This is a genomic window from Georgenia deserti, assembly GCF_042680605.1.
Classification (GTDB): domain Bacteria; phylum Actinomycetota; class Actinomycetes; order Actinomycetales; family Actinomycetaceae; genus Allobogoriella; species Allobogoriella deserti.
Window position 1 is genome coordinate 44578 of the sequence record NZ_JBHUEE010000010.1, and the last position, 23666, is coordinate 68243.

Sequence of the window (23666 nt, forward strand, 5' to 3'; positions counted from 1 at the left end):
GGCACAACGTTGACGAGTCGGCACATCGTTGACGAGTCGCGGGCATCGAGGGGGCGAGGGCGCCGTCACGTCGGTCCGGGTCGCTCGAGAGGCGGCGTGACCTGGGCGTTCATGAAGAGTTTCTCATCTCGTCATCATCTCGCGCTCACGGTGGCGAGGCATCGTCGCCTGTGACGTCACCGGACGTCGCAGACAGGGAGGGAAACCATGACCACGACGGTGCCGGCACCACCAGCAGCCCGGTCGGCAGACGTGCGCACCGGGACGCGTCCCCGCGTGGCCCTGTACTCCCACGACGCGCAGGGCCTCGGACACGTGAGGCGCAACCTCGCCATCGCGCACGCGCTGTCCGGGATGGAACCCGCCCCGGACATCCTGCTGCTCACCGGGGCGCCCGAGGCGGTGGCCGCACACCGGCCTCGGGGCTGCGACCTCGTCTCATTGCCCGGTCTCGCCAAGGACGCCGACGGCGACTACGGGGCCCGGCATCTCTCGGTCGGCCAGCGGCACGTCGTCGACATGCGCCGTGCGGTCCTCACCGCGGCGCTCACCAGCTTCCGCCCGGACGTCCTCGTCGTGGACAAGCACCCACGGGGCCTGCGCGGCGAGCTCGAACCCGCCCTGCGGGCGCTCGCCGGCACCACCCAGGTGGTCCTCGGCCTGCGTGACGTCCTCGACGACCCGGCAGTCGCCCGGCGCGAATGGTCCGCCGAACGCAACGGCGCCGCACTGGATCGGTGGTATGACGCCGTCTGGGTCTACGGCGACGCCGCTGTGCACGACCCGCTGGCCGGGCTCGAGCTGCCGCGACGGCTGCGTCACCGGACCGTCCACACCGGCTACCTGGCCCACGGCCGGGACGCCCTGCCGTCCGGACGGCGCACCGCGGTCGAGTCGCCCTACGTGCTCGCCACCGTCGGCGGCGGATCCGACGGCGCGACACTCGCCGAGGCCTTCGCCCGCGCGGCGATGCCCGCCGGCCACCGCGGAGTCCTCGTCACCGGGCCCCAGATGCCCCCCCGAGAACGATGCCGGATCCACGGCATCGCCGAGAGCCGGCCCGACCTCGAGGTCCACGAGTTCGTCGAGGACGCCACGGCGCTGCTCGCCGGAGCCTCCGCCGTGGTCGGAATGGGCGGGTACAACACGGTCTGCGAGGCCATGTCCGCCGGCACGCCGATGCTCGTCGTCCCGAGGGTGCGGCCGCGGACCGAGCAGCTGGTGCGTGCCCGCGCCCTGACCGCTGCAGGCGTCATCGACCACCTCACCCCGGACAGGCTCTCCGCCGCGGCTCTGACCGACTGGCTCGCCGGCGCCGTCCGCCGGGCCCCGGTGGCCGGCCACGGCATCGACCTCGACGGTCTGCGCCGGCTCCCCGTCCTGTTCAGCGAACTCGCCGACGAGAAGGAGAACGCCGATGTCGCCTGAACGGATCGGCTACGTGCTGAAGATGTACCCCCGGTTCTCCGAGACCTTCGTGGTCAGCGAGATCCTCGCCCGGGAAGCCCGCGGCACCGAGATCGAGATCTTCTCGCTCCGGCCGCCGAACGACCCTCGGTTCCACGACACCCTCGCGCGCGTCCAGGCGCCGGTCAGCTACCTCGCTCGGCCGCGTAAGGCCGAGGACGTGTGGGCGTCGCTGACCGCTGCGTACCCGCAGTTGCCACGCCTGGGTCCGGCGCTGCCGGAACTGCTGGCCGCCGACGTCTCCGACGCCGTCCAGGCCGTCGACCTGGCCGAGGCCGTGATCGCCCGCGGCATCACCCACCTGCACGCCCACTTCGCCTCGTTGGCCACGACGGTCGCGCGGCTCGCCTCCCTGCTGACCGACGTGCCGTACTCGTTCACCGCGCACGCCAAAGACCTCTTCCACGCCGACGTCGAACCGGCGGAGAACGCCCGCAAGATCACCGACGCCGACCACGTGGTCACCGTCTCCGACTACAACGTCCGGCACATCGCCGACCGATACCCGGCAGCGTCGGCCGGCACGCCCGTCCACCGTGTCTACAACGGGCTCGACCTCGCGGCCTTCCCGTTCTCCCCACCGGCCGCTCCCGAGCGGCCGGTGGCGGCGCCCGAGCTCCCGACCGTGGCGGCGGTCGGACGCCTGGTGGAGAAGAAGGGCTTCGACGTGCTGATCTCCGCCGTCGCCGCGCTGCGTGACGCCGGTCAGCCGGTCCGGTGCCGGATCCTCGGCGGCGGGGACCTTGAGCCGCACCTGCGCACCCAGATCCACACACTCGGTGTGGCCGAGCTGGTCGAGCTCGCGGGGCCGCAGCCGCAGGACCGGGTCCGCGACGCGGTCGCGGCCGCCGACGTGCTCGCCGCACCCTGCGTGGTGGGCGCCGACGGGAACGCCGACGGCCTGCCGACCGTCCTGCTCGAGGCGATGGCGCTCGGCACGCCGGTCGTCTCCACCGACGTCACCGGAATCGGAGAGGCCGTGCGCCACGAGGTCACCGGCCTTCAGGTCCCGCAGCACGACGCCGGCGCGCTGGCCGGAGCGATCACGCGCCTGCTGGGTGACTCCGCCCTGGCGGCTCGTCTCGCACGCTCGGCGCGCGCCCTGGTCGAGCAGGAGTTCGACGCCGCCCGGCAGGCGGCGCAGCTCGACGCCCTGGTGCCCGGCACGAACCGGCCGGCCGGCCCGGCGGCGGCCACGCGGTCGCTCGGCCGGACCCGCGACACGAGCACCAGCAGGGCACGCCGCGTCAGTGAGGTGACGGTATGAGGATCGCGTACGTCTGCGCCGACCCCGGAATCCCCGTGTTCGGCACCAAGGGCGCCTCCGTGCATGTCCAGGAGGTCATCCGTGTCCTGCTCGGGGCGGGGCACACCGTCGAGCTCTTCTGCCGCCGCAGCGGTGGATCGCCCGCGGGGCCCCTGGCCCGTGCGACCGATGAGGGCCGTCTCCTCACCCACCGCCTCGAGCGCGTCACCGGCGGTGACCTCGCCGACCGGGAACGCCGCCTGACACACGCGGACGCCGAGATGCGCTCCGCACTCGCCGCGGCGGCGGGCCGGAGAGGCTTCGACGCCGTCTACGAGCGCTACTCGCTCTTCAGCCGCGCCGGCACCGCCTACGCCGCCGCACACGGCATCCCGTCCGTCCTCGAGGTCAACGCCCCGCTGCCGCTGGAGCAGGCACGCCACCGTGGCCTGGTCCACGTGGCCGAGGCGAGCACGGTGGCCCGCGACGTCCTCGCCGTGGCGACGGCCGCGGTGTGCGTCTCCGAACCGGTCGCGGCCTGGGCACGCCGCCAGTCGCCGCGCGCCCACGTCGTCGTCGAACCCAACGGGGTCGACACCGACCGCATCCGGCCCGCGCCGAGGTCGGGACGGCGGCCCTTCACCGTGGGGTTCGTCGGCACCCTGAAGCCCTGGCACGGCACCGAGACCCTGCTCGAGGCCTTCGGGCGCGTGGTTCCCGCGGTCCCGGACGCCCGCCTCGTCCTGGTCGGGGACGGGCCGCAGGCCGAGCCGCTGCGTCGTCTCGCCCACGAGCGCGGCCTCGCCGACGCGGTGACGTTCACCGGATCGGTCGCGCCGTCCGAGGTCCCCGGCTGGCTCGGCGCCATGGACGTCGCCGCCGCGCCCTATCCCGCACCGGAGATGTCCGGAGAGACGTACTTCTCGCCGTTGAAGGTGCTCGAGTACATGGCGGCCGGGCTTCCCGTCGTCGCCTCTGCCGTGGGCCAGTTGACCGACCTGGTGCGCCACGAGCGGGACGGCGTGCTCGTGCCTGCCTCGGACCCGGCGGCGCTGGCCGCCGCTCTGACCCAGCTCGCCGCGCAACCGCAGCGGCGGCATCGGCTCGGCCGGGCCGCGCGGCAGACCGTCGAACAGGCCCGGACCTGGGGCCAGGTCGTGCGCCGCAGCTTCGCGGCCGCCGGACTCTCGCTCGACGCCGACGCCCGGGCCGGCACGCTCCCCGGCCCTCTCCGAGCCGATGCCACCGGCCACAACGACCCCGTCCGGAGCCTGGCATGAGCGCCCGCCCCGCTGATCTGCGCAGCGCCGCACCGGCGCTGCGTCGGACCCTCGCGTACCTGCGTCCGCACCTGCGGCCCCAGCGGCCCCTGGTTGCCGGCGGCTTCGTGGCCCTGTTCGCCGAGGTCGCCTTCCGCATTCTCGAGCCTTGGCCGCTGAAGTTCGTCATCGACGCCGTCATCGCCCCGGGCGCGTCCGGCGAGCAGCCGGGCACCGTGCGCCTGCTCGTCCTGTGCGCCCTCGCCGTCGTCGCGGTCGCGGGCCTGCGCGCCCTGTCCGCCTACGCGATGACCGTGTGCTTCGCCCTGGCAGGGACCCGGACCATGACCGCGGTCCGTGCCGAGGTCTACGCACACGCGCTGCGGCTCTCGCTGCGCTTCCACAACCGCACCCGCTCCGGCGACCTCATCAACCGGCTCATCTCCGACGTCGGGAAGTTGCGCGACGTGGCCGTGACGGCCGCCATGCCGCTGATCGGCAACGTCGTCACCCTGGTCGCGATGATGGTCGTCATGCTCGTGCTGGACTGGCGGCTCGGGCTGGTGGTCCTGGCGGCGTTCCCGGTCTTCCTGCTCCACTCGCGCCGCTCCTCCCGTCGCATCACCTCGGCGGCGCGCACCCAGCGCAAGCGCGAGGGGGAGCTCGCCGGCGCCGCCGGAGAATCCTTCGGCGCGATCAAGGTGGTCCAGGCGTACTCCCTGCAGCACAAACTCGAGGACACCTTCTCCGCCTCGAACGCCAAGGAGCTCACCGAAGGCGTCAAGGCCACCCGCCTGTCCGCGGCACTCGAACGCTGGACCGACCTGCTCGTCGGCATCGCCACCGGGGCGGTGCTCTTCGTCGGCGGCCTGTCCGTGCTCCGCGGCCACCTCACCCCCGGCGAGCTCGTGGTCTTCGTCCAGTACCTCAAGGGAGCGTTCAAACCCATGCGCGACCTCGCCAAGTACACCGGCCGCATCGCCAAGGCGGCCGCGTCCGGCGAACGCATCCTGGATCTCGTCGAGACCCGTCAGGAGATCGCCGACGCGCCGGGCGCCCACCGGTTCCACCGCCCCGCCGGCCAGGTCACCCTCGACCACGTCACCGTCCGGTACGAGGACGGCTCCACCGCCCTCGACGACGTCACCGTCCACGTCCGCCCGGGAACCCGCGTCGGCCTCGTCGGGCACTCCGGCTCGGGCAAATCCACGCTGGCATCCCTGCTGCTGCGGCTGCAGGACCCCGTCTCCGGCGCCGTGCGCATCGACGGCCACGATCTGCGCCACGTCACGATCGACTCACTGCGCTCCCGGGTCGCCGTGGTCCTGCAGGAATCCGTGCTCTTCACCGGGACCGTCCGGGAGAACATCCGTCTCGGGAACCCCGCGGCCACGGACGAGCAGGTCGAGCGCGCGGCCCGGGACGCCAACGTCGAGGCGTTCGTCCGCACGCTGCCCGAGGGCTACGAGACCGTGGTCGGGGAACGCGGGGAGACGCTCTCCGGCGGCCAACGGCAGCGGATCGCCATCGCCCGCGCCATGCTCCGCGACGTCTCGATCGTCATCCTCGACGAGGCCACCACCGGACTCGACGCCGACAACTCCGCGGTGGTGCGCGACGCCCTGGACCGACTCGCCGAGGGGCGCACCACGTTCGTCATCACCCACGTCCTCGCCGACGTCCTGGACTGCGACCAGGTGGTCGTGCTCTCCGGCGGTCGCGTCCTCGAACAGGGCAGCCCGGAGGGGCTCGCCGCTACCCCGGGTTCTCGCCTGGCGGTCCTTGGCGACGTCGCCGCGCAGGTGCGCCGTGCGTGAGGAGGACCGCACCCTCGCCGCCGCGGATCCTGGCGTCCCCGGGATCGCCACGGTCCTCGACGAGGCATGCCTCGCCGAGCGCCTCGCGGACGCCGGGTGGGACGTCGACGGGGCGCGCCTGACCTACCTGCGTTACAAACCGGGCACCTCACTGGTCGGCGGCCTGATCCTGCGGCGGTCCGACGGCGCACGCATCCGCGCGTTCGCCGCCGCCTACGGGGAGGGAGCCCCGGAGAAGCTCGACAAGTCGTGGCGGGCCGCCGCCCGGCACAGCGGTGTCATCCTCACCGACAGGGACGCCGGGCTCGTGGTCGGCGACGTGGCCGTCGACCGGGACCTGCCCGGCGTCCGGTCGGTGCTGACCCGCTACCCGGCTGCTCAGGCGGTGGCGTACAAACCCGCGCGCCGGTGGGTGGGCATCGACACCGGCCGGGGCCGGGTGCTCAAGGTCCACCGACCCCGTGCGGCCGCCGCGCACGTGGCCGCGCACCGCCTGTTGGCGCCACACCTGCCGACGGCGGAACTCCTCGCCACCGGCAAGGACGGCGTGGTGGCCACCCGGTTCGTCCCGGGCACCGCGCTGGAGACGGTGGACCGCGCGTCCGCGCAGCGGTATCGCCGCTCCGTCGGGGCCGTGCTCGCCGCGGCACATCGAGCGCCCGTCCCACCCGGCCTGGAGCCCATGGACCTGCACCGCACCCTCTCCGGCGCCGTCGGTGCCGTCGAGGCGGTCGCCCCTTCGCTAGGCCGGCCGGCCCGCGCCGTCGCCCAGCAGGTGCTCCTCGCGTCGGAAGACCGCTCCGCCCGGTCCCTCGTCCACGGTGATCTCTCCGCCGACCAGGTCGTGCTGGGGGCCGACGGCAGGCCCACCGTCATCGACCTGGACCGGGCGGGAGTCGACGACCCGCTGACCGACCTCGCCTCCTGGGCCGCCGCGGACGTGGTGGCCGACCTGCTGGCGCGTGGCGTCACGGGCGAGCCCACGCCCGGGTCGCTGCTGGACGGCTATCACGCCGCCGGCGGCCACACCGACCCCCGGGCGCTGACCGCGCTGACCGCGGGCGCGCTGCTGCAACGCGCCGTCGAGCCCTTCCGGCGGCACCTGCCCGGCTGGCCGGAGCATGTGGCGGCGCTCGTGGAGACGGCCGGGACGCTCGCCGCCTCCGCCGTGCGGGACGGTCACGGGCACTGCGGGTACCGGCCCGCCCGGCCGCGCGCCCCGCGCACGCCGGAGCCGCCCGACGACGACCGCCTTCCCGGCCTGACGCCCACGCTCGCGCTGCCCGGAGCGCGCCTGGTCAGCCACCGCACCGGCCGTCGTGCCGTGGTCGCCGTCGACGGCGCTGCCGGCACCGAGTACGTCAAGGTCGTCCGTCCCCGCAGGACGGCGGACGTCGCCGACAGACTGCGCCGACTCGCGCCACTGAGGACTGTGGCGGTCCCGCGCCTCCTCGACGTCGACCAGCGCGCCGGGACCCTGCGGCTGACGTCAGTCGGCCGCACCACCCTCCTCGAGGCTGGCCGGAGCCTCGGCCCGGACACGCTCGCCCGCACCTGGGCCGGCGTGGGGCGGGCGGTGAGTGAGCTGCACGCCCTGGACCCGACCGGCCTGCCCACCCACGACGCCGCCGCGGAGGTCGCGGCGATGACCCGAGCCGTGGACCGCGCGGTGGAGGCCGGCCGGATCGATCCGGACGTGGCCGGCGACGCCGTCGCACACGCCGCGGAGCGACTGCGCCACCTGCCGGTCGCGCCGTACCTCGGCATGCTGCATCGGGACCTGCACGACAAGCAGGTGCTGCTGGACGGCGAGGGAGAACTGGGCCTCATCGACGTCGACACGCTCGCGATGGGGGAGCGCGCGCTCGACGTCGCCAACCTCCTCGTCCACCTCGACCTGCGGGTCCGCCAGGGACTGCTCGGCGCCCGCCGCGCTGCCGTGGCGCAGGAGGCGTTCCGCGCGGCCCTCCCGGACGAACCGTGCCTGTGGAAACGGGTCCCCGACTACGCCACGGCCACCCGGGTCCGGCTGGCCGGTGTGTACGCGATCCGCCCTCGGTGGCAAGACCTCGCGACGGAGCTGCTCGTCACCGCCACAGCCGACGGGTAGCGATCTGCGCCCCCTGGGCGAGTGCCTCCAGCTTCGCGTACGCGATCTGCGGATGGATCCGTCCACCGAGGCCGCAGTCCGTCGAGGCGATGACGTTCTCCCGGCCGACACGCGAGGCGAAGCGCTCGATCCGGTCCGCGACCAGCTCCGGATGTTCGACGACGTTCGTGGCATGGGAGACCACCCCGGGGGCGATGATCTTGCCCTCCGGGAGCTCGACCTCGTCCCACACCCGCCACTCGTGCTCGTGCCGGACGTTGCCGGCCTCGAACGTGTACGCGCCGGCGTTGACACGCAGCATCGTCGAGACGATGTCCTTCATCTCGATGTCCGTGGTGTGCGGGCCGTGCCACGATCCCCAGCACAGGTGGAACCGGATGCGGTCCTCGGGCAGGCCCCGCAGGGCGTGGTTCAGCGCGTCGACCCGGAGTCGGGTGAAGGCCACGTAGTCCTCGACGGACGGCGCGGGCTCGATCTGGTCGTAGTTCTCCGCGATGCACGGATCGTCGATCTGCAGGAGGAGACCGGCGTCGATGACCGCCCGGTACTCCTCCCGCAGCACGTCCGCCCACGCGTACAGCAGCTCCTCGTCCGTGTCGTAGTAGCGGTTGGTGATGCGTGAGGCGCTGCCGGGGGAGACCGAGGTGATGAAGCCTTCCGGCGCGCCGGTCGCCTCCAGCGCGGCCGCGAGATTGGCGACGTCCTGCGCGATGGCGTCCTGGCCGGTGTAGCGGATCGGCCCGGTGACAGCGGGGAAGGCCTTCGGCTTGCCCAGCATGATCCCGGAGTCCGGGTCCGCGTAGGCCTCGGCGAAGCGCTGCCGGTCCCGCCGGTGGAGAAATCCGGTCAGACGGACGTCGCCGGGGGAGGAGAGCACCTTCTCGGTGGCCCACGCCTGGTTCTCGTCCAGCTCCAGCCCTGCGGTGCGCTGGAACGAGTAGCTCCACCACGCGCCGTAGTCGATGGGCGAGGACATCGACTTGCCGTACTCACCGTCGCCGACGACGGTCAGGCCCAGCTCGAGCTGCCGGGCGACGAGCGCGCGGACCTGATCGCGGAGCAGATCGGTGAACCCCGCCGGGGCCGCCCCCTCCTCCCGTGCCCGGTTTGCCTCGATGAGCTCCCGGGTTCGGGGGAGGGAGCCGGCGTGCGTGGTCTGGATACGGTCCGTGGAGCGCAGCATGGACTCATCGTGGCAGCCGGTCGGTCGCGGATCTCGGGTCGTGGTGCGCCGTCCCAGAACGTGACCACCTCGTCCGGCGCGTTCGGCGGCCGGAATCGCTCGGCGACGCTACGATGCCGCCCAATGACGACTCAGAAGAACGCCCCCGAGGTCGGGCGGGAACAGTGGACAGGGCAGCTCGGGTTCCTGCTGGCCGCGATCGGCTCTGCCGTCGGCCTGGGCAACATCTGGCGTTTCCCGGGTGTGGCCTACGAGAACGGCGGCGGTGCGTTCCTCGTGCCGTACCTCGTCGCGCTGCTCACCGCGGGTATCCCGATCCTGCTGCTCGACTACTCGCTCGGGCACCGGTTCCGCGGTAGTGCGCCGCTGGTGTTCCGCCGCCTGGGGCGCCGACTCGAGGGCCTCGGCTGGTTCCAGGTGGCGATCGCGTTCGTCATCGCGACGTACTACACCGTCATCATCGTCTGGGCGATCCGGTACATGTTGTTCTCGGTCAACCTCGCCTGGGGGGACGACCCGACGACGTTCTTCGTCGCCGACTTCCTCCAGGACGCAGGAACCGGCTATTCCGGTGACTTCGTCGGTGGCATCTTCTGGCCGATGCTGGGGCTCTGGCTCGTGACGTTGCTGGTGCTCGGCTTCGGAGTCGCCAAGGGCATCGAGCGGTTGACGAAGATCTTCATCCCGCTGCTCGTGGTGCTGTTCGTGGTTCTCGTGGTCCGCGCCCTGTTCCTCGAGGGCGCCGCCGAGGGCCTGAACGCGTTCTTCACCCCGGACTGGTCGGCACTGGCGCAACCCGGGGTGTGGGTCGCGGCCTACAGCCAGATCTTCTTCTCGCTGTCCATCGCGTTCGGCATCATGATCACGTACTCGAGCTACCTCAAGCGGCGGGCGAACCTGGTGCCGGTCAGCTACGTCGCCGCGTTCGCGAACTCCTCCTTCGAGTTGCTCGCCGGCATCGGGGTCTTCGCCACACTCGGGTTCATGGCCGCCCAGCAGGGCGTGGCCGTCGGCGATCTCGAGGGCCTGACCGGCGTGGCGCTGTCCTTCATGACCTTCCCGCAGATCATCTCGATGATGCCCGGCGGGCCCGTGTTCGGGGTGCTCTTCTTCGCCTCGTTGACGCTGGCCGGCTTCACGTCGCTGATCTCGATCCTCCAGGTGGTCTCGGCCGCATTCCAGGAGAAGTTCGGCCTCAGCCGGGTGCAGGCGACCGCCGTCATCGGTGGGCTGTGCGCCGTCATCTCGCTCGCGCTGTTCTCGACCACCACCTCGCTGGCGACGCTCGACACGGTCGACAAGTACACCAACGAGGTCGGGGTCGTCGCCTCGGCGATCCTCACCTGCGTGCTCGTCGGCCTCGTCACGCGCAAGGTCCCGACCCTGCGCGCCCACCTCAACTACGTCTCCACGGCCCGCCTCGGCAGCTGGTGGTCCGCGATGATCACCGTCGTGGTGCCGCTCGCGCTGGCCTACATCCTCGTCACCACAGCCATGGAGCTGTTCCGGCAACCGTATGAGGACTACCCGTGGTCCTTCGTCAACGGCTTCGGCTGGGGGGCGATCGCCTTCATGGTCGCCGTCGCCGTCGCCTTCTCGTTACTGCCGTGGCGCCGACCGGTCGACGAGTTCACCCCCGAGACCCTCCAGGAGGTCACCCGATGACCGCGACCGCGATCGTCATGATGATCGTCGCCATGCTCGTCGTCTGGGGCGGGCTCGCCGTCTCGATCCGCTACCTCGTGCGCAACCCGCTCAGCGGGGACCTGGACACCTCGCCCGGGGATCAGCCGAGCACGTCCGAGAGGCGGTAAGTGGCCGGCTCCTGCAGCTGGTCGTAGCCGCACGAGGACGGGTCTCGGTCCGGGCGCCAGCGCCGGAACTGCGCGGTGTGGCGGAAGCGGTCGCCCTCCATGTGGTCGTAGGCCACCTCCAGCACGAGTTCCGGACGCAGCGGCTCGAACGAGAGGTCCTTGGTCGCGTTCCACCGGCTGACCGCGCCCGGCATCCGCCGGCCCGCGTGCGCCTCCTGGTCCGCCCACGCGCCCCACGGGTGCTCGGCGAGGTCAACCTCGCGGTACGGCTCAAGCTCCTCGAGCAGCTCCTTGCGCCGGGCCATCGAGAACGACGCCGCCACCCCGACGTGGTGCAGCGTGCCGGCGTCGTCGTAGAGGCCCAGCAGGAGCGAACCGAGCACGGGGCCCGACTTGTGCCACCGGAACCCGGCGACGACGCAGTCGGCCGTCCGTTCGTGCTTGACCTTGTACATCGCGCGCTTGTTCGGCTGGTACGGGCCGTCGAGCGGTTTCGCGATGACGCCGTCCAGTCCGGCCCCCTCGAAGGTGTCGAACCACTCGCGGGCCTCGCCCAGGTCGGCCGTGGCGCGGGTGAGATGCACGGGGGCGTCCGCCGGCGCGAGCGCCTCGACGAGCCGGTCGCGCCGCCGGCCGAACGGCTGTGCGGTGAGGTCCTCGCCGCCCAGCGCGAGCAGGTCGAACGCGACGAACGAGACCGGGGTCCGCTCGGCCAGCATCTCCACCCGGGACTGCGCCGGGTGGATACGCTGCTGGAGCGCCTCGAAATCGAGCCGCTCGCCGGTGATCACGACGATCTCACCGTCGAGGACGCACCGAGCCGGCAGATGCTCCCGCACGGCGTCCACGAGCTCCGGGAAATAGCGCGTCATCGGTCGCTCGTTCCGGCTGCCGAGGACGACGTCGTCGCCGTCCCGGAAGATGATCGTGCGGAACCCGTCCCACTTCGGTTCGACGTGTCCGACGTCGGGGATCTTCTTGACCGACTTGGCCAGCATGGGCGAGACCGGCGGCATCACGGGAAGGTCCATGCCGTGAACCTACCGGCCCGGGGCCCGGCCCGGTCCGGAGGTGGTGTCCACTTCTGCCGATCGCCGGGACGTGCCCGGGCGAAAGCTCAGTACTCGTCGTCCTCGCGTCGTTTCCTCGACGGCTGCACCCGGGGCGGCTCGCCCGGCATCTTCGGGTACTCCGGCGGGAAGGGCAGTTCCCCGAGCCCGTCCGCGACGTCGCGGTTCCACAGGTCCAGCGCGGCGTCGATACGTCCCAGGGCGGCCGGATCGTCCATCGCGGCCCAGGCGTCACCCTCGGTGGCCAGCAGGTCCGGCACGGTGTGCACCGTGAAGTCGGCTGGCCCTGCCTCCTCCAGGCGCTCCCAGGTCACGGGCATGGAGACGGGCGCCCCGGGGAGCGAACGTGGACTGTACGCGGAGGCGATGGTGCGGTCCCGGTTCGCCTGGTTGAAATCGACAAACACCTTCTCGCCTCGCTCTTCCTTCCACCACGCCGTCGTCACCAGGTCGGGCAGACGGCGCTCCAGCTCGCGCGCGATACCGATCACCCCATGGCGCACGTCGAGGAACTCGTGCGTGGGCCGGATCCGGGCGTAGACGTGGACGCCCCTGTTGCCGGACGTCTTCACGAACGGCGTCAGGCCGAGCTCGGCCATGAGATCCCGCAGTGCCCGCGCCGCCGTGACGACGTCGGCGAAGTCCCGGCCCGGTTGCGGGTCGAGATCGATCCGGAGCTCGTCGGGATTGTCGGTGTCGGCCGTGCGTACCGGCCACGGGTGGAAGGTGATGGTCGACATCTGGACCGCCCACACCGCGGTGGCGATCTCGTCGATGACCAGCTGCGGGTGTCTGCGGCCGGACGGGTAGGTGCACTCGACGGTGCGTGCCCACGCCGGGACGCCTTTGGGTGGGTTCTTGGAGAAGAACTCCTCACCGTCGATGCCACCGCGGAACCGTTGCAGCGTCACCGGCCGGTCGCCGACGGCGCGCAGGAAGGCCTCAGCCACGCCGGCCACGTAGGCGGCGAGGTCCCACTTCGTGACCGGGCCGCGGCCGGCGTCGGGCCACATCACCCGGTCGGGGCTGGAGATCCGGACCTCTCGGGCCTCGTCCGCACTACCGTGGCCCGGGATCTGCATGACCTTCGCGTCGGTCGCCATGCTGGTGAGCCTAGAGCGACGGGGACCGTGGCGTGGCGTCACGGCGGCAGGACGGGAAGTTCCCGGGCCGCACCAGATGTGAGTGATCTCAAACGGGCACGGGTCGACGTGCCCGATCGCGGCGTCCTTCCGTACTCTTGGCACGGTGAAGCAGCCCGGCAACTCGACCTTCCGCTACCGCGACAGCGCCATCGTGGGCCTGGCCCACATCGAGGCGCCGCGTGTCGTGACCTCGGCGGAGTTCGAAGAACGCCTTGCCGGCGCGCGCAAGCGGCTCCGGCTGCCCGGCAACCTGCTCGAGCGGGTCAGCGGGGTGCGTGAGCGGCGGTGGTGGGCGCCGGACACCGACTTCGAGGACATGGCCGCCGAGGCCGGGTCCAAAGCGCTGGCCGAGGCCGGTGTGGACCCCGGCGACGTGGGCCTGCTCATCAACACCTCCGTCTCGCGCAACCATCTCGAGCCGTCCGTGGCCGTGCGCATTCACGACCGGATGGGGCTGTCGAGCCGTGCCCTCAACTTCGACATCACCAACGCCTGCCTTGGATTCGTCAACGGGATCCAGATGGCCTCGTCGATGATCGACGCCGGCCAGATCGATCACGCCGTGATCGTCAACGCGGAGGATGTCCGGCGCACCCAGGAGGACACGCTCGCTCGGCTCGCGGAGGACGGCGTGACCCGCCAGGACTTCGCCGACCAGTTCGCCTCGCTCACCCTCGGTGACGGCGCAGCGGCCGCCGTCGTCGGACGCGCGTCGGACCGCTCGGACGGACACCGCATCCTCGGTGGCGTGTCCCGGGCCGGGACCGAGCACCACAACCTGTGCGTCGGCTCGTTCGGCAAGATGACCACGGACACGAAGAACCTGCTCGCCAAGGGACTGAAGCTGGTCGTCGACGCCTGGCGCGAGGCCGAGGCCGACGGGTGGGACTGGTCCGCGATGGACCGGTACGTCACGCACCAGATCTCCACGCCCTACACCCAGGCGATCATCGACGCGGTCGACCTTGACCCGGACGCCGTGCCGATCACCTTCGACCGGTGGGGCAACGTGGGACCCGCCGCCATCGCCATGACGCTGTCCGAGCAGGCCGACAGTCTTGAGCCGGGCAACCGCGTGATGTGCCTTGGCGTGGGGTCCGGGCTGAACACGGCCATGCTGGAGCTGGCCTGGTGATCGCGGAGCGGTGGCCGGGCGTCCCGGTCACCTGGTCCAGACGGGTCACGGCCGCCGGGCACGCGTGGCACTACCTTGACAACGCCGAGGCCATCCCGGCCGGAACCCGGCCCCGGGGAACGGTGCTGGCCGTGCACGGCAACCCAACGTGGTCCTTCCTCTGGCGCCACGTGCTCGCCGAGGCGGCCGGATACGGATGGCGCGTCGTCGCGGTCGACCAGCTCGAGATGGGCTTCTCCGAGCGCACCGGCGCCCTGCACCGCCTCGCGGACCGGGTGCGCCAGCTCGGCGAGTTCACCGATTCCGTCGGCCTCTCCGGGCCGGACTGGGACGGTCGCGGCGTGGTGACGCTCGGGCACGACTGGGGCGGGATCGTCTCGGCCGGCTGGGCGCTGGACCACCCTCGCGAACTCGCCGGCCTCGCCCTGACGAACACCGCCGTGCACCAGCCGCCGGGCCATGCCGTCCCGGTGCTTCTGCGGCTGGTACGGCACCGGCGCCTGCACGAGGGCGCCACGACGCGCACCCCGGCCTTCCTCGAGACCACCTTGGCGCTCTCCCGGGGCATGTCCGGACCGGTGCGAGCCGCATACCGGGCGCCTTACCGGTCCGCGGTGGAGCGCAACGGCATCGGCGGCTTCGTCGAGGACATCCCCGCCACGCCGAGCCACCCCAGCCGCGCCGAGCTCGACCGGATCGCCGAGGGCCTGACCACCTTGGATGTGCCGGCCCTGGTCATGTGGGGACCGCAGGACCCGGTCTTCTACGAACGCTACTTCCGCGACCTCATGGGGCGGTTGCCGCACGCGGACGTCCACCGCTTCGACGGCGCGGGCCACCTGCTGCCCGAGGACGCCGACGTCGCCGGCACCCTGGTGGCCTGGCTGGACCGGCGGGTGGGACGCGCGGAGCAAGCGCAGGCCACCGGTGGCGCCCCCGGCGAGGATCGCGACGGTCCCGCCACGCCGTACCGCCCGGTGTGGTCCGCACTGACCGAACTCGGCGCACCGGGAACGACCAGCGCCGACCGGACCGCCGTCGTCGCTCTCGGTGCGACCGGCGCGAGCGAACTGAGCTGGGGCGATCTCGACCGGCGGGTGCGCCATCTCGCCCTCGGGCTGGCCGACAGCGGGGTACGGGCCGGGCACCGGGTCGCGTTGCTCGTCCCACCGGGCATCGACCTGACGACCGCCCTGTTCGCCTGCCTCCGGCTCGGTGCCGTCGTCGTGGTCGCCGACGCCGGTCTCGGCCTGCGCGGCCTGTCCCGCGCCGTGCGCAGCGCGGCGCCGGACCACATCATCGGGATCGAGAAGGCGCTGGCCGCCGCGCAGGTGCTGCGCTGGCCCGGACAGAAGTTCGTCGTCGTCCCGACGGCGCATCAGGTGGGCTACACACCGCCCCGTACGGCGCACCGTCGCCGGCGCACCATCGGCATCTCCGGTTCGCTGCGCGAACTGCTCGCCCGCGGTGTCGCCCTCGCCGAGCGTGACGCCGCGCTACCACCTGCGCCCGGGCCGGAGGACGAGGCCGCGGTCCTGTTCACCTCCGGCTCCACCGGCCCGGCGAAGGGTGTCGTCTACACGCACCGGGGTCTCGCGGGCATGCGTGACGTCGTGTCGAGCACCTACGGGCTCTCGCCCGACCGGGCCTTCGTCGCCGGGTTCGCACCGTTCGCACTGCTCGGCACGGCCACCGGCGCCACCAGTGTGACGCCGGCGATGGACGTCACGGCGCCGGCGACGCTCACCGCCACCGCACTGGCCGACGCCGTCGCCGCCGTGGACGCGCGAGCCGTGTTCGCCTCGCCGTCGGCGCTGGCCAACGTGGTACGCACCGCCCGCGACCTGACCGAGGACCGCCGCCGCACCCTGGGCCTGGTCGAGTTGTTCCTCTCCGCCGGCGCGCCGATCACCTCCGAGCAGCTTGCCCGCGCCACCGAGGTGATGCCGCACGCCGACCTGCACACCCCGTACGGGATGACCGAGGTCCTCCCCGTCACGGACGTCTCCCTCGAGGAGATCGAGGCCGCCGAGGCCGAGGCGGTGACCGGATCCGTCCGCGGGGCCGGTGGCGGTGCCTGCGTCGGACGCCCGGTCCGCGGCGCCCGGGTCCGACTCGTGCCGCTGACGCAGGACGGCGCCGCCACCGGTGAACCCACCACCGAGCCCGGCGTCACCGGGGAGATCCTCGTCTCCGCGCCACACCTGAAGGACCGTTACGACCGGCGATGGGCGACCGAGGCCCACTCGACCACCTGGCCCGGCTGGCACCGCACCGGCGACGTCGGACACCTCGACGGCGCCGGACGGCTGTGGGTCGAGGGCCGGCTGGCACACGTGCTCCGTACCGCGGCCGGGGTGCTCACACCGGTCGCCGCCGAGAACGCCGCCCTGACCGTGCCGGGGGTGGTCCGCGCGGCCGTCGTCGGTGTCGGGCCGGCGGGCAGCCAGCAGGTCGCCGTGGTGGTAGAGACGGACCCGGCCGTCCATCGCGGCGCTCGCGCCCGTGGCAGCCTGGCCCCTGAGGGGCTGAGCCGCGCCGTGCGCCACGCCTGCGGTGACATCGGCGTGCCGGTCGCCGCCGTGCTGCGGGTACCCGAGATCCCCACGGACGTGCGCCACAACTCCAAGGTCGACCGGCCCCGGGTGGCGCTCTGGGCCGAGCGACTGCTCTCCGGAGACCGGGCGGGCGCGCCGTGAGGGTGCTCGTCACCGGCGCCAGCGGCCTGCTGGGCCGCGGCGTGGCACAGGCCCTCGCCGAGCGGGGCGAGCACGTCACCGTGCTGCAACGCCGGGCGGCCGGCCTGGACGGCGTGCGCGAGATCCGCGGATCCGTCGAGGACGCCGATGCCGTCGAGCGCGCCGCCACCGGCCAGGACGCGGTGGTCCACCTCGCGGCGAAGGTGTCCTTCACCGGCTCCGTCGAGGAGTTCGAGCGCGTCAATGTCGGCGGTACGCGGGTCCTGCTGGACGCCGCCCGGCGCGCCGGCGCCACCCGATTCGTCCAGGTCTCCTCTCCCTCGGTGGCCCATCTGGGCTCCTCGATCGTCGGCGCCGGCGCCGGCGCGGCGGATCCGCAGCGGGCGCGCGGGAACTACGCCCGGACCAAGGCGGCCGCCGAGGTCGAGGCACTCGGAGCTGACCGATCGGGCTTCGCGGTCGTGGCAGTCCGGCCGCATATCGTCTGGGGTCCGGGCGACACCCAACTCGTCCAGCGCGTGGTCGACCGTGCGGCGGCCGGGCGACTGCCCGTGCTGGGCAGCGGTGCCGCACTCGTCGACACCACCTATATCGACAATGCCGTGGCCGCGCTGGTGGCGGCCGTGGACCGGGCCGAGGCCGTCCACGGCGAGGCCTTCGTGGTCACCAACGGCGAACCGCGCCCGATCGCGGATATCATGCGCGCTTGGTGCCGTGCCGCGGGGGTGTCCCCGCCGGCCTGGTCCATACCGCCGGGACTCGCCCGCGCCGCCGGCGCCGTTGTCGAGGCCGCCTGGACTGTCCTGCCCTCCCGGTTGACTCGGGACGAGCCGCCGATGACGCGGTTCCTCGCCGAACAGCTGTCGACGGCTCATTGGTTCGATCAGCGCCGCACCCGCGAGGTCCTGGGCGTGACGCCCACGGTGTCCTTCGACGAGGGCGTGGCACGACTGGCACGCCACTACGCCGGCTGAGCCGTCAGGCTTCGGCCATGCGCGGTGCGCAGTGCATAATCGCACCGAGAGCCGGGCCACCCGCCCGGACTCCGTTTCCGCCGCGTTTCGTCGCGCCAGCCGCCCACGACCTGTCCCGGTCCGCCCGGACCCGAGAAGGAGACCCATGACGGCTCATGCCCTGATCGCCTTCGACCTGGACGACACGCTCGCCCCGTCGAAGTCCCCCATGCCCCCGCGGATGGCGGACGCGCTGGCGGATCTGCTCGACATCTCCCCGGTGTGCGTCATCTCCGGCGGGCACTTCGGCCAGTTCAGCGACCAGGTCCTCGCTTATCTGCACGCGACCGAGGAGCAGCTGTCCCGGCTGCACCTCATGCCCACCTGCGGCACCCGGTACCTGCGTCACGAGGACGGGCAGTGGCGCACCATCTACGCCCACGACCTGACCACCGAGGAGCGTACGGCCGCCTTTGCCGCCCTCGAGGGAGAGGCCCGACGCCTCGGCCTGTGGGAGGCGCAGGCGTGGGGCGAGGTCCTCGAGGACCGCGGTTCGCAGGTGACGTTCTCCGCGTTGGGCCAGCAGGCCCCGTTGGAGGCGAAGAAGGCGTGGGACCCGACGGGGGAGAAGAAGGAGGCGCTGCGTGCCGCCGTCGCCGCCCTGCTGCCGGATCTCGAGGTCCGCTCGGGCGGGTCCACGTCGGTGGACATCACTCGCGAGGGCGTCGACAAGGCGTACGGCATGGAGCGCCTCGCCGAGCAGACCGGGATCCCGGTCACGGACATGCTGTTCGTCGGGGACCGCCTCGATCCCGGCGGCAACGACTATCCGGTGGTCCGCCTCGGCATGCCGACCCACGCCGTCGGCGGCTGGGAGGACACGGCGGCCTTCGTCGAGCACCTCGTGGCCGAGCGCCATCGTGCGCTGCGGCCGTGACGGGCCGCCGACGGCCACGGACGCCACGCGGACCACAGGCCCGTGCCGGCGGCACGCCCGCCTCGTAGCCTGGACGCGGTCTCGGTGACCAGGAGGTGCCCATGAGCCGCTGGACCGTTCGCGCCGCGAGTGTTGTCGCCGCCGCCCTGGTGGCCACGAGCTGCGCCCCGACGGGTCCACGGCACGGCGAGCCGGTCGAGCGTCCCGAACCGGTGGTCAGCGAGCCCGTCGCCCCCACGGAGACGGTTGTCCTGAGCGGAGGGTCCCCGGCTGCGCTCGCGGGGCAGAGCGCCGCCACCTTCTTCGACTCGGCACCGCTGGCCGTCGTCGCGACGCCGGAGACGGCAGTGCGAGCCGGCTCGGTCGGCGTGGCGCTCGGCGTGCCGGTCCTCACCGCCGACAGCGGCGAAGTGGTGAGCCGGGAACTCGCCCGGCTCGGGACCGAGACCGTGCTCGCGGTCGGCGGCCCGGACCTGCCGCGAGGCCAGGACGAGGTGGACGTGGTCGAGGCTCCTGCGGACCCCGACGCTCTCGCCGACCTGACACGGCTCGACGCCGGCACGGACGAGATCGCCCCCAGAGACGCGGTGGACACGCTCGCCGGCCTCGACCCGTCGCGGCCCGTCCTGCTCGACGTCGGGGGCAGCGATGGTCCCGGCGGTGCGGCCGGTGCCGGGAACTCGGGCGATGCCGACCCGACCCTGCCCGCGACGCGCCGGCCCGACCCACCGGCCGGCGATGTCGTCGTCATGTCGACCGGCGAGCCCGAACAGGCCGCCGCCGTGGCGACCGCCCGCGCCGCCGGCGCAGCGGTCCAGGTGGTGCCCGGCGGCGACCCCCGGGCGAGCGGGGCCACCGTGGAGCAGACCGCCGAGCACGACCCGGAGGCGGTGGTGGGACTCGGGCGGGCCTTCGGCGACGACGAGACGCTGTCCTGGCGGGCACAGGCCGCGGCCACCGGCGCGCAGCTCCCCGGCGGCGGTCAGCTCGCCCTGCCCGGCCGGACATACGTGGCGCTCTACGGCAGTCCCGGAAGCCCGGAGCTCGGCGTCCTCGGAGAACAGGGGACCGAGGAGACGATCTCGCGCGCCCGGGAAGTCGCCGAGGACTATGAGGACCTCACGGACGACGAGGTGGTCCCCACCCTCGAGGTCATCGCGACCGTGGCGAGCTCCGCATCCGGGGACGACGGCGACTACTCGCACGAGATCCCCGTGGACGAGCTCCGGCCGCTGGTGGAGGCGGCCGGCGAGTCAGGTCAGTACGTGGTCCTCGACCTGCAGCCCGGCCGGACTGACTTCCTTACTCAGGCGCAGCGGTACGAGGAGCTGCTCGCTTTGCCGCACGTGGGCCTGGCGCTGGATCCGGAGTGGCGGCTGGGACCCGACGAGGAACATCTCGAGCAGATCGGGCACGTCGACGCCGCGGAGGTCGAGGAGGTGGCCACCTGGCTCGCGGACCTCACGCGCGAGGAGGCGTTGCCGCAGAAGCTCTTCGTCCTGCACGCCTTCCGGACGTCGATGCTGCCGGACCTGGAGCAGGCCGACCTCGACCGGTCCGAGCTCGCGGTCCTCCTGCACGCCGACGGTCAGGGGAGCCAGTCCGACAAGGAGAGCACCTGGAACGCGCTGCACCGGCACGCGCCCGGCATCGCGTGGTGGGGCTGGAAGAACTTCCTCGACGAGGACTCGCCGGTCCTCTCCCCGGAGCAGACCATGCGGGTTGCCCCCACGCCGCATTTCATCAGTTACCAGTGACCACGAGCGGGTTGTGGCCCGGCGTGACCTCCTCGCCCGGTCGGACCGGCCCCGGTGCGGTCCCGTCGCCGAACGGCCGCCCGCCGAGCGACTCGCGCCCGTGCGGCGTCAGCCACCCCGACAGGTCCGGTCCCTGGGGGACGATCTGGGTCGGATTGATGTCGGTATGCACGATATAGTAGTGCTGCTTGATCTGCGCGAAGTCGATCGTGTCGCCGAAACCCGGCGTCTGGAACAGGTCCCGTGCGTAGCCCCATAGCGCCGGCATCTCGGAGAGCTTGTTGCGGTTGCACTTGAAGTGTCCGTGATAGACGGCGTCGAACCGCACCAGCGTGGTGAACAGCCGCACGTCCGCCTCGGTCAGGGTCTCGCCCACGAGGTACCGCTGACCGCTCAGCCGCTCCTCGAGCCAGTCGAGCGCGGCGAAGAGTCGGCCGTAGGCCTTGTCGTAGGCCTCCTGCGAACCGGCGAACCCGCACCGGTACACCCCGTTGTTGACCTCGCGGAAGACTCGGTCGTTGACGGCGTCGATCTCCTCCCGGTGCCGCTGCGGGTAGAGGTCGGGTGCGCCGGGACGGTGGTGCTCACGCCACTGACCCGAGAAGTCGAGCGTGATCTGGGCGAAGTCGTTGGTCACCACCGCACCGGTAGGCACGTCGACCATGGCGGGCACCGTGATGCCGCGCGAATAGTCCGGGTCTCGCCTGAAGTACGCCTCCTGCAGCCGGTGGATGCCCAGCACGGGATCCTTGCCGTCCGGGTCCAGATCGAACGTCCAGGAGCGGGCGTCGTGCGTGGGTCCGGGCAGGCCGAGCGATATCGCATCCTCGAGCCCGAGCAGCCGTCGCACGATGATCGCCCGATTCGCCCACGGGCAGGCCCGGGCTGCGACGAGTCGGTACCGGCCGGGTTCTACCGGGTAGCCGTCGGCACCGTCGGCGGTGATCCGGGTGGTGATATACCGCGTATCCCGGACGAACTCCTTGCCCTTGGTCGTGTACCTGCCGCCCTCGGCGTGCTCGGGCCGCTCGCCGGAATCGTTCGTCGTCGTCACGCCCCGAGCGTACGTCGGCGGCGGACGGCACGCGCGGCACCCGGCACGTCGCGCCGGGTGCCGCGCGCACCAGCAGACTCAGTCGAACCGGTGCGAGCGCTCCACCGCGCCGGTCTCCGAGGAGTAGACCTCGACCCCGGAGATGTAGACCTGCTCGACGTGGGAGTACACGTCGAGCGGGTCGCCGGACCACAGCACCACGTCGCCGTCCAGGCCCGGGCGCAACGCCCCGACCCGGTCGTCCAGGCCGAGGATCTCCGCCGGGTTGACGGTCAGCGCCCGAAGGGCGACGTCCCGGTCCAGCCCCTCCTTCACAGCGAACGAGGCCTGGTGGACGAGGAAGTTGATCGGCACGACGGGCGCGTCGGTGGTGATCGCGACCTTGACGCCGGCCGCGGCGATCGCAGCCAGGTTGGCGATCGCGCGGTCCCGCAGCTCCCACTTCGTCCGCGCGGTGATCATCGGCCCGAAGATGACGGGGATGTCCTTCTCGGCCAGCACGTCTGCCACCTTGGCGCCGTCCGTGCCGTGATTGACCACCAGCCGGTACCCGAACTCCTCGGCCAACCGGATCGCGGTCGCGATGTCGTCGTGGCGGTGGGTGTGCTGGTCCCACAGCAGCTCCCCGTCCAGCACCCGCACCAACGTCTCCTTGGTCAGGTCCCGCTCGAAGGGCTTGCCCTCCTGGGCGGCGTGATCGCGGGCCGCCCGATAGTCCTGCGCCGCGGCGAACGCCTCCCGGATGATCTTCGCGACCCCGAGCCGGGTGGACGGTGTCTGCTGCTTCTCGCCGTAGACCCGCTTCGGGTTCTCGCCGAGCGCGGACTTGACGGAGACGGCGTCCCGGATGACCTGCTCGTCGACCGTGCGTCCGCCCCAGGTTTTGACCGCGACCGTCTGTCCGCCGATCGGGTTGCCGGACCCTGGCTTGACGACGGCGGAGGTCACGCCGCCGGCCAACGCGTCGCGGAACCCCTCGTCGTCGATGAGGACGGCGTCGACGGCGCGGACTGCGGCCTGGTTCGGCCCGGTCATCTCGTTGACGTCGTCACCGGCCCACCCGACGGACTCCTCGTGGATGCCGAGGTGGGCGTGCGACTCGACGAATCCGGGCAGGACCCACGTGCCGGTGGCGTCCACCACCTCGACGCCGTCGGGGACGGCGACATCCCGCCCGACGGCGGAGATCACCCCGTCCCTGATGAGGACGGTGCCGTTCTCGACGGGTTCACCGTCGATAGGCACGATGTAACCGCCGACGACGGCGACGGACCGGTCTGAAGCATTTGTGGCAGGGGGTGTCACGCGGGTCATCCTGCCATCGCTCACCCGCCTGTCACGTCGCGTTCGCCGCGGCGGTGACCACCCGTCCGGTTCGCGCGGGGCGGGGCGCCGTGCCTGCCGCGCGCACGCAAGCGAAGCGCCGGAGACTCGCCGGTCCGGCGCGTGGACGTGTGCCGCCGTCGCGATGCTGGCAGGCTGGCATCACCGGGTCCTGACCTGCAGGACCACGGACAGTGCAGGAGGAGGAGACGTGAGCGAGACGACACCACCGTCAGGCCCGGCCTCGGGAAGCGGTCCGTCGTCGACCGGCGGCCCCACGTCCGCCGGGGGCCGTTCCGCGGCCTCGGATCCCACCGGCGACAGCCGTGCCACGAGCCCCGGCCGGAAGGGACGAGGCTCGACCGGCCCGAGCACGTCCGGGTCGGCAGGTCAGAAGGGCAACCCGGTGGCCTGGACGGCCCTGCTCGTCGCCGCCGTGCTCACGGTGTGGCAGGCGATCTACTCCCTCACCGTCGTGGGCGTCGAGGCCTCGCGGGACGATGACATGTACACCTCGGTCTCACTGTTCGTCACCCTGGTGCTCGGCCTGGCCGCCCTGGTGCTCGGGATCGTCAGCATCGCGCAGCGCCGCGCCCCGCGGTGGCCCGGGCTCGTGGGCCTGTCTGTCGGCACCTACGCCTTCATCATTGCGGTGTTCTCCTGGGTCGGCGGCCTGATGAACGCGGGCGCCTGACCG

18 protein-coding genes are annotated in these 23666 nt (G+C 72.4%); 13 read left to right on the top strand and 5 right to left on the bottom strand.

Annotated features, from left to right (window positions below; all coding sequences use genetic code 11):
- Nucleotides 1-207: 207 nt before the first annotated feature.
- Genes ACFSE6_RS16570 through ACFSE6_RS16590 form a run of 5 tightly spaced genes read left to right on the top strand, consistent with a single transcriptional unit; the run spans nucleotide 208 to nucleotide 7899 of the window.
- A complete protein-coding gene (locus tag ACFSE6_RS16570) occupies nucleotides 208-1428 on the top strand; it encodes a glycosyltransferase family protein (protein ID WP_388009797.1) in 1221 nt (406 codons plus the stop codon).
- Nucleotides 1418-2734, top strand: a complete 1317-nt coding sequence (locus ACFSE6_RS16575) for a glycosyltransferase family 4 protein (RefSeq protein WP_388009800.1) — start codon at nucleotides 1418-1420, stop codon at nucleotides 2732-2734. The genes ACFSE6_RS16570 and ACFSE6_RS16575 overlap by 11 nt, the downstream gene beginning before the upstream one ends.
- Entirely contained in the window at nucleotides 2731-3993 is a 1263-nt protein-coding gene (locus ACFSE6_RS16580) for a glycosyltransferase family 4 protein (protein ID WP_388009803.1), read from the top strand. Before ACFSE6_RS16575 ends, ACFSE6_RS16580 begins: the two co-directional genes overlap by 4 nt.
- Complete coding sequence (locus tag ACFSE6_RS16585) at nucleotides 3990-5789, top strand: ABC transporter ATP-binding protein (protein ID WP_388009806.1); 1800 nt, start codon at nucleotides 3990-3992, stop codon at nucleotides 5787-5789. Before ACFSE6_RS16580 ends, ACFSE6_RS16585 begins: the two co-directional genes overlap by 4 nt.
- Nucleotides 5782-7899, top strand: a complete 2118-nt coding sequence (locus ACFSE6_RS16590) for a phosphotransferase (RefSeq protein WP_388009809.1) — start codon at nucleotides 5782-5784, stop codon at nucleotides 7897-7899. The genes ACFSE6_RS16585 and ACFSE6_RS16590 overlap by 8 nt, the downstream gene beginning before the upstream one ends.
- Here ACFSE6_RS16590 and ACFSE6_RS16595 read toward each other — a convergent pair.
- A complete protein-coding gene (locus ACFSE6_RS16595; RefSeq protein WP_388009812.1) occupies nucleotides 7877-9082 on the bottom strand; it encodes a cobalamin-independent methionine synthase II family protein in 1206 nt (401 codons plus the stop codon). The genes ACFSE6_RS16590 and ACFSE6_RS16595 overlap by 23 nt on opposite strands.
- A gap of 123 nt (nucleotides 9083-9205) precedes the next feature.
- On the opposite strand from ACFSE6_RS16595, the gene ACFSE6_RS16600 reads away from it, so the two are divergent.
- The gene (locus tag ACFSE6_RS16600; protein WP_388009815.1) at nucleotides 9206-10747 is read left to right on the top strand and encodes a sodium-dependent transporter; all 1542 of its coding nucleotides are present in this window, start codon (nucleotides 9206-9208) and stop codon (nucleotides 10745-10747) included.
- Nucleotides 10744-10896, top strand: a complete 153-nt coding sequence (locus tag ACFSE6_RS16605) for a methionine/alanine import family NSS transporter small subunit (protein WP_388009818.1) — start codon at nucleotides 10744-10746, stop codon at nucleotides 10894-10896. Before ACFSE6_RS16600 ends, ACFSE6_RS16605 begins: the two co-directional genes overlap by 4 nt.
- On the opposite strand, the gene ACFSE6_RS16610 is transcribed toward ACFSE6_RS16605, so the two are convergent.
- A complete protein-coding gene (locus ACFSE6_RS16610; RefSeq protein WP_388009821.1) occupies nucleotides 10869-11927 on the bottom strand; it encodes an ATP-dependent DNA ligase in 1059 nt (352 codons plus the stop codon). The genes ACFSE6_RS16605 and ACFSE6_RS16610 overlap by 28 nt on opposite strands.
- Nucleotides 11928-12013: 86 nt before the next feature.
- Complete coding sequence (ligD, locus tag ACFSE6_RS16615; RefSeq protein WP_388009824.1) at nucleotides 12014-13069, bottom strand: non-homologous end-joining DNA ligase; 1056 nt, start codon at nucleotides 13067-13069, stop codon at nucleotides 12014-12016.
- Between the two features lie 145 nt (nucleotides 13070-13214).
- Between ligD and ACFSE6_RS16620 the strand changes: the two genes are divergently transcribed.
- From ACFSE6_RS16620 to ACFSE6_RS16640, 5 genes are all read left to right on the top strand, one after another.
- The gene (locus tag ACFSE6_RS16620; protein WP_388009831.1) at nucleotides 13215-14246 is read left to right on the top strand and encodes a 3-oxoacyl-ACP synthase III; all 1032 of its coding nucleotides are present in this window, start codon (nucleotides 13215-13217) and stop codon (nucleotides 14244-14246) included.
- Nucleotides 14243-16945: an alpha/beta fold hydrolase gene (locus tag ACFSE6_RS16625; protein ID WP_388009834.1), complete on the top strand. Its 2703-nt coding sequence runs from the start codon at nucleotides 14243-14245 to the stop codon at nucleotides 16943-16945. Before ACFSE6_RS16620 ends, ACFSE6_RS16625 begins: the two co-directional genes overlap by 4 nt.
- A complete protein-coding gene (locus ACFSE6_RS16630) occupies nucleotides 16942-17919 on the top strand; it encodes an NAD-dependent epimerase/dehydratase family protein (protein ID WP_388009837.1) in 978 nt (325 codons plus the stop codon). The genes ACFSE6_RS16625 and ACFSE6_RS16630 overlap by 4 nt, the downstream gene beginning before the upstream one ends.
- A gap of 145 nt (nucleotides 17920-18064) precedes the next feature.
- Nucleotides 18065-18835 (top strand): HAD-IIB family hydrolase, encoded by a 771-nt coding sequence (locus tag ACFSE6_RS16635; RefSeq protein ID WP_388009840.1) that lies wholly within the window; start codon nucleotides 18065-18067, stop codon nucleotides 18833-18835.
- 101 nt (nucleotides 18836-18936) lie between these two features.
- Nucleotides 18937-20592: a hypothetical protein gene (locus ACFSE6_RS16640; RefSeq protein ID WP_388009843.1), complete on the top strand. Its 1656-nt coding sequence runs from the start codon at nucleotides 18937-18939 to the stop codon at nucleotides 20590-20592.
- Here the strand turns inward: ACFSE6_RS16640 and ACFSE6_RS16645 are convergent.
- On the bottom strand, nucleotides 20579-21646 hold the full coding sequence (locus ACFSE6_RS16645; RefSeq protein WP_388009846.1) for a glutathione S-transferase family protein: 1068 nt from the start codon (nucleotides 21644-21646) through the stop codon (nucleotides 20579-20581). The genes ACFSE6_RS16640 and ACFSE6_RS16645 overlap by 14 nt on opposite strands.
- 78 nt (nucleotides 21647-21724) lie before the next feature.
- Nucleotides 21725-22960, bottom strand: a complete 1236-nt coding sequence (locus ACFSE6_RS16650) for an amidohydrolase (protein ID WP_388009849.1) — start codon at nucleotides 22958-22960, stop codon at nucleotides 21725-21727.
- A gap of 415 nt (nucleotides 22961-23375) precedes the next feature.
- On the opposite strand from ACFSE6_RS16650, the gene ACFSE6_RS16655 reads away from it, so the two are divergent.
- Nucleotides 23376-23663, top strand: a complete 288-nt coding sequence (locus tag ACFSE6_RS16655) for a hypothetical protein (protein ID WP_388009852.1) — start codon at nucleotides 23376-23378, stop codon at nucleotides 23661-23663.
- Nucleotides 23664-23666: the final 3 nt, after the last annotated feature.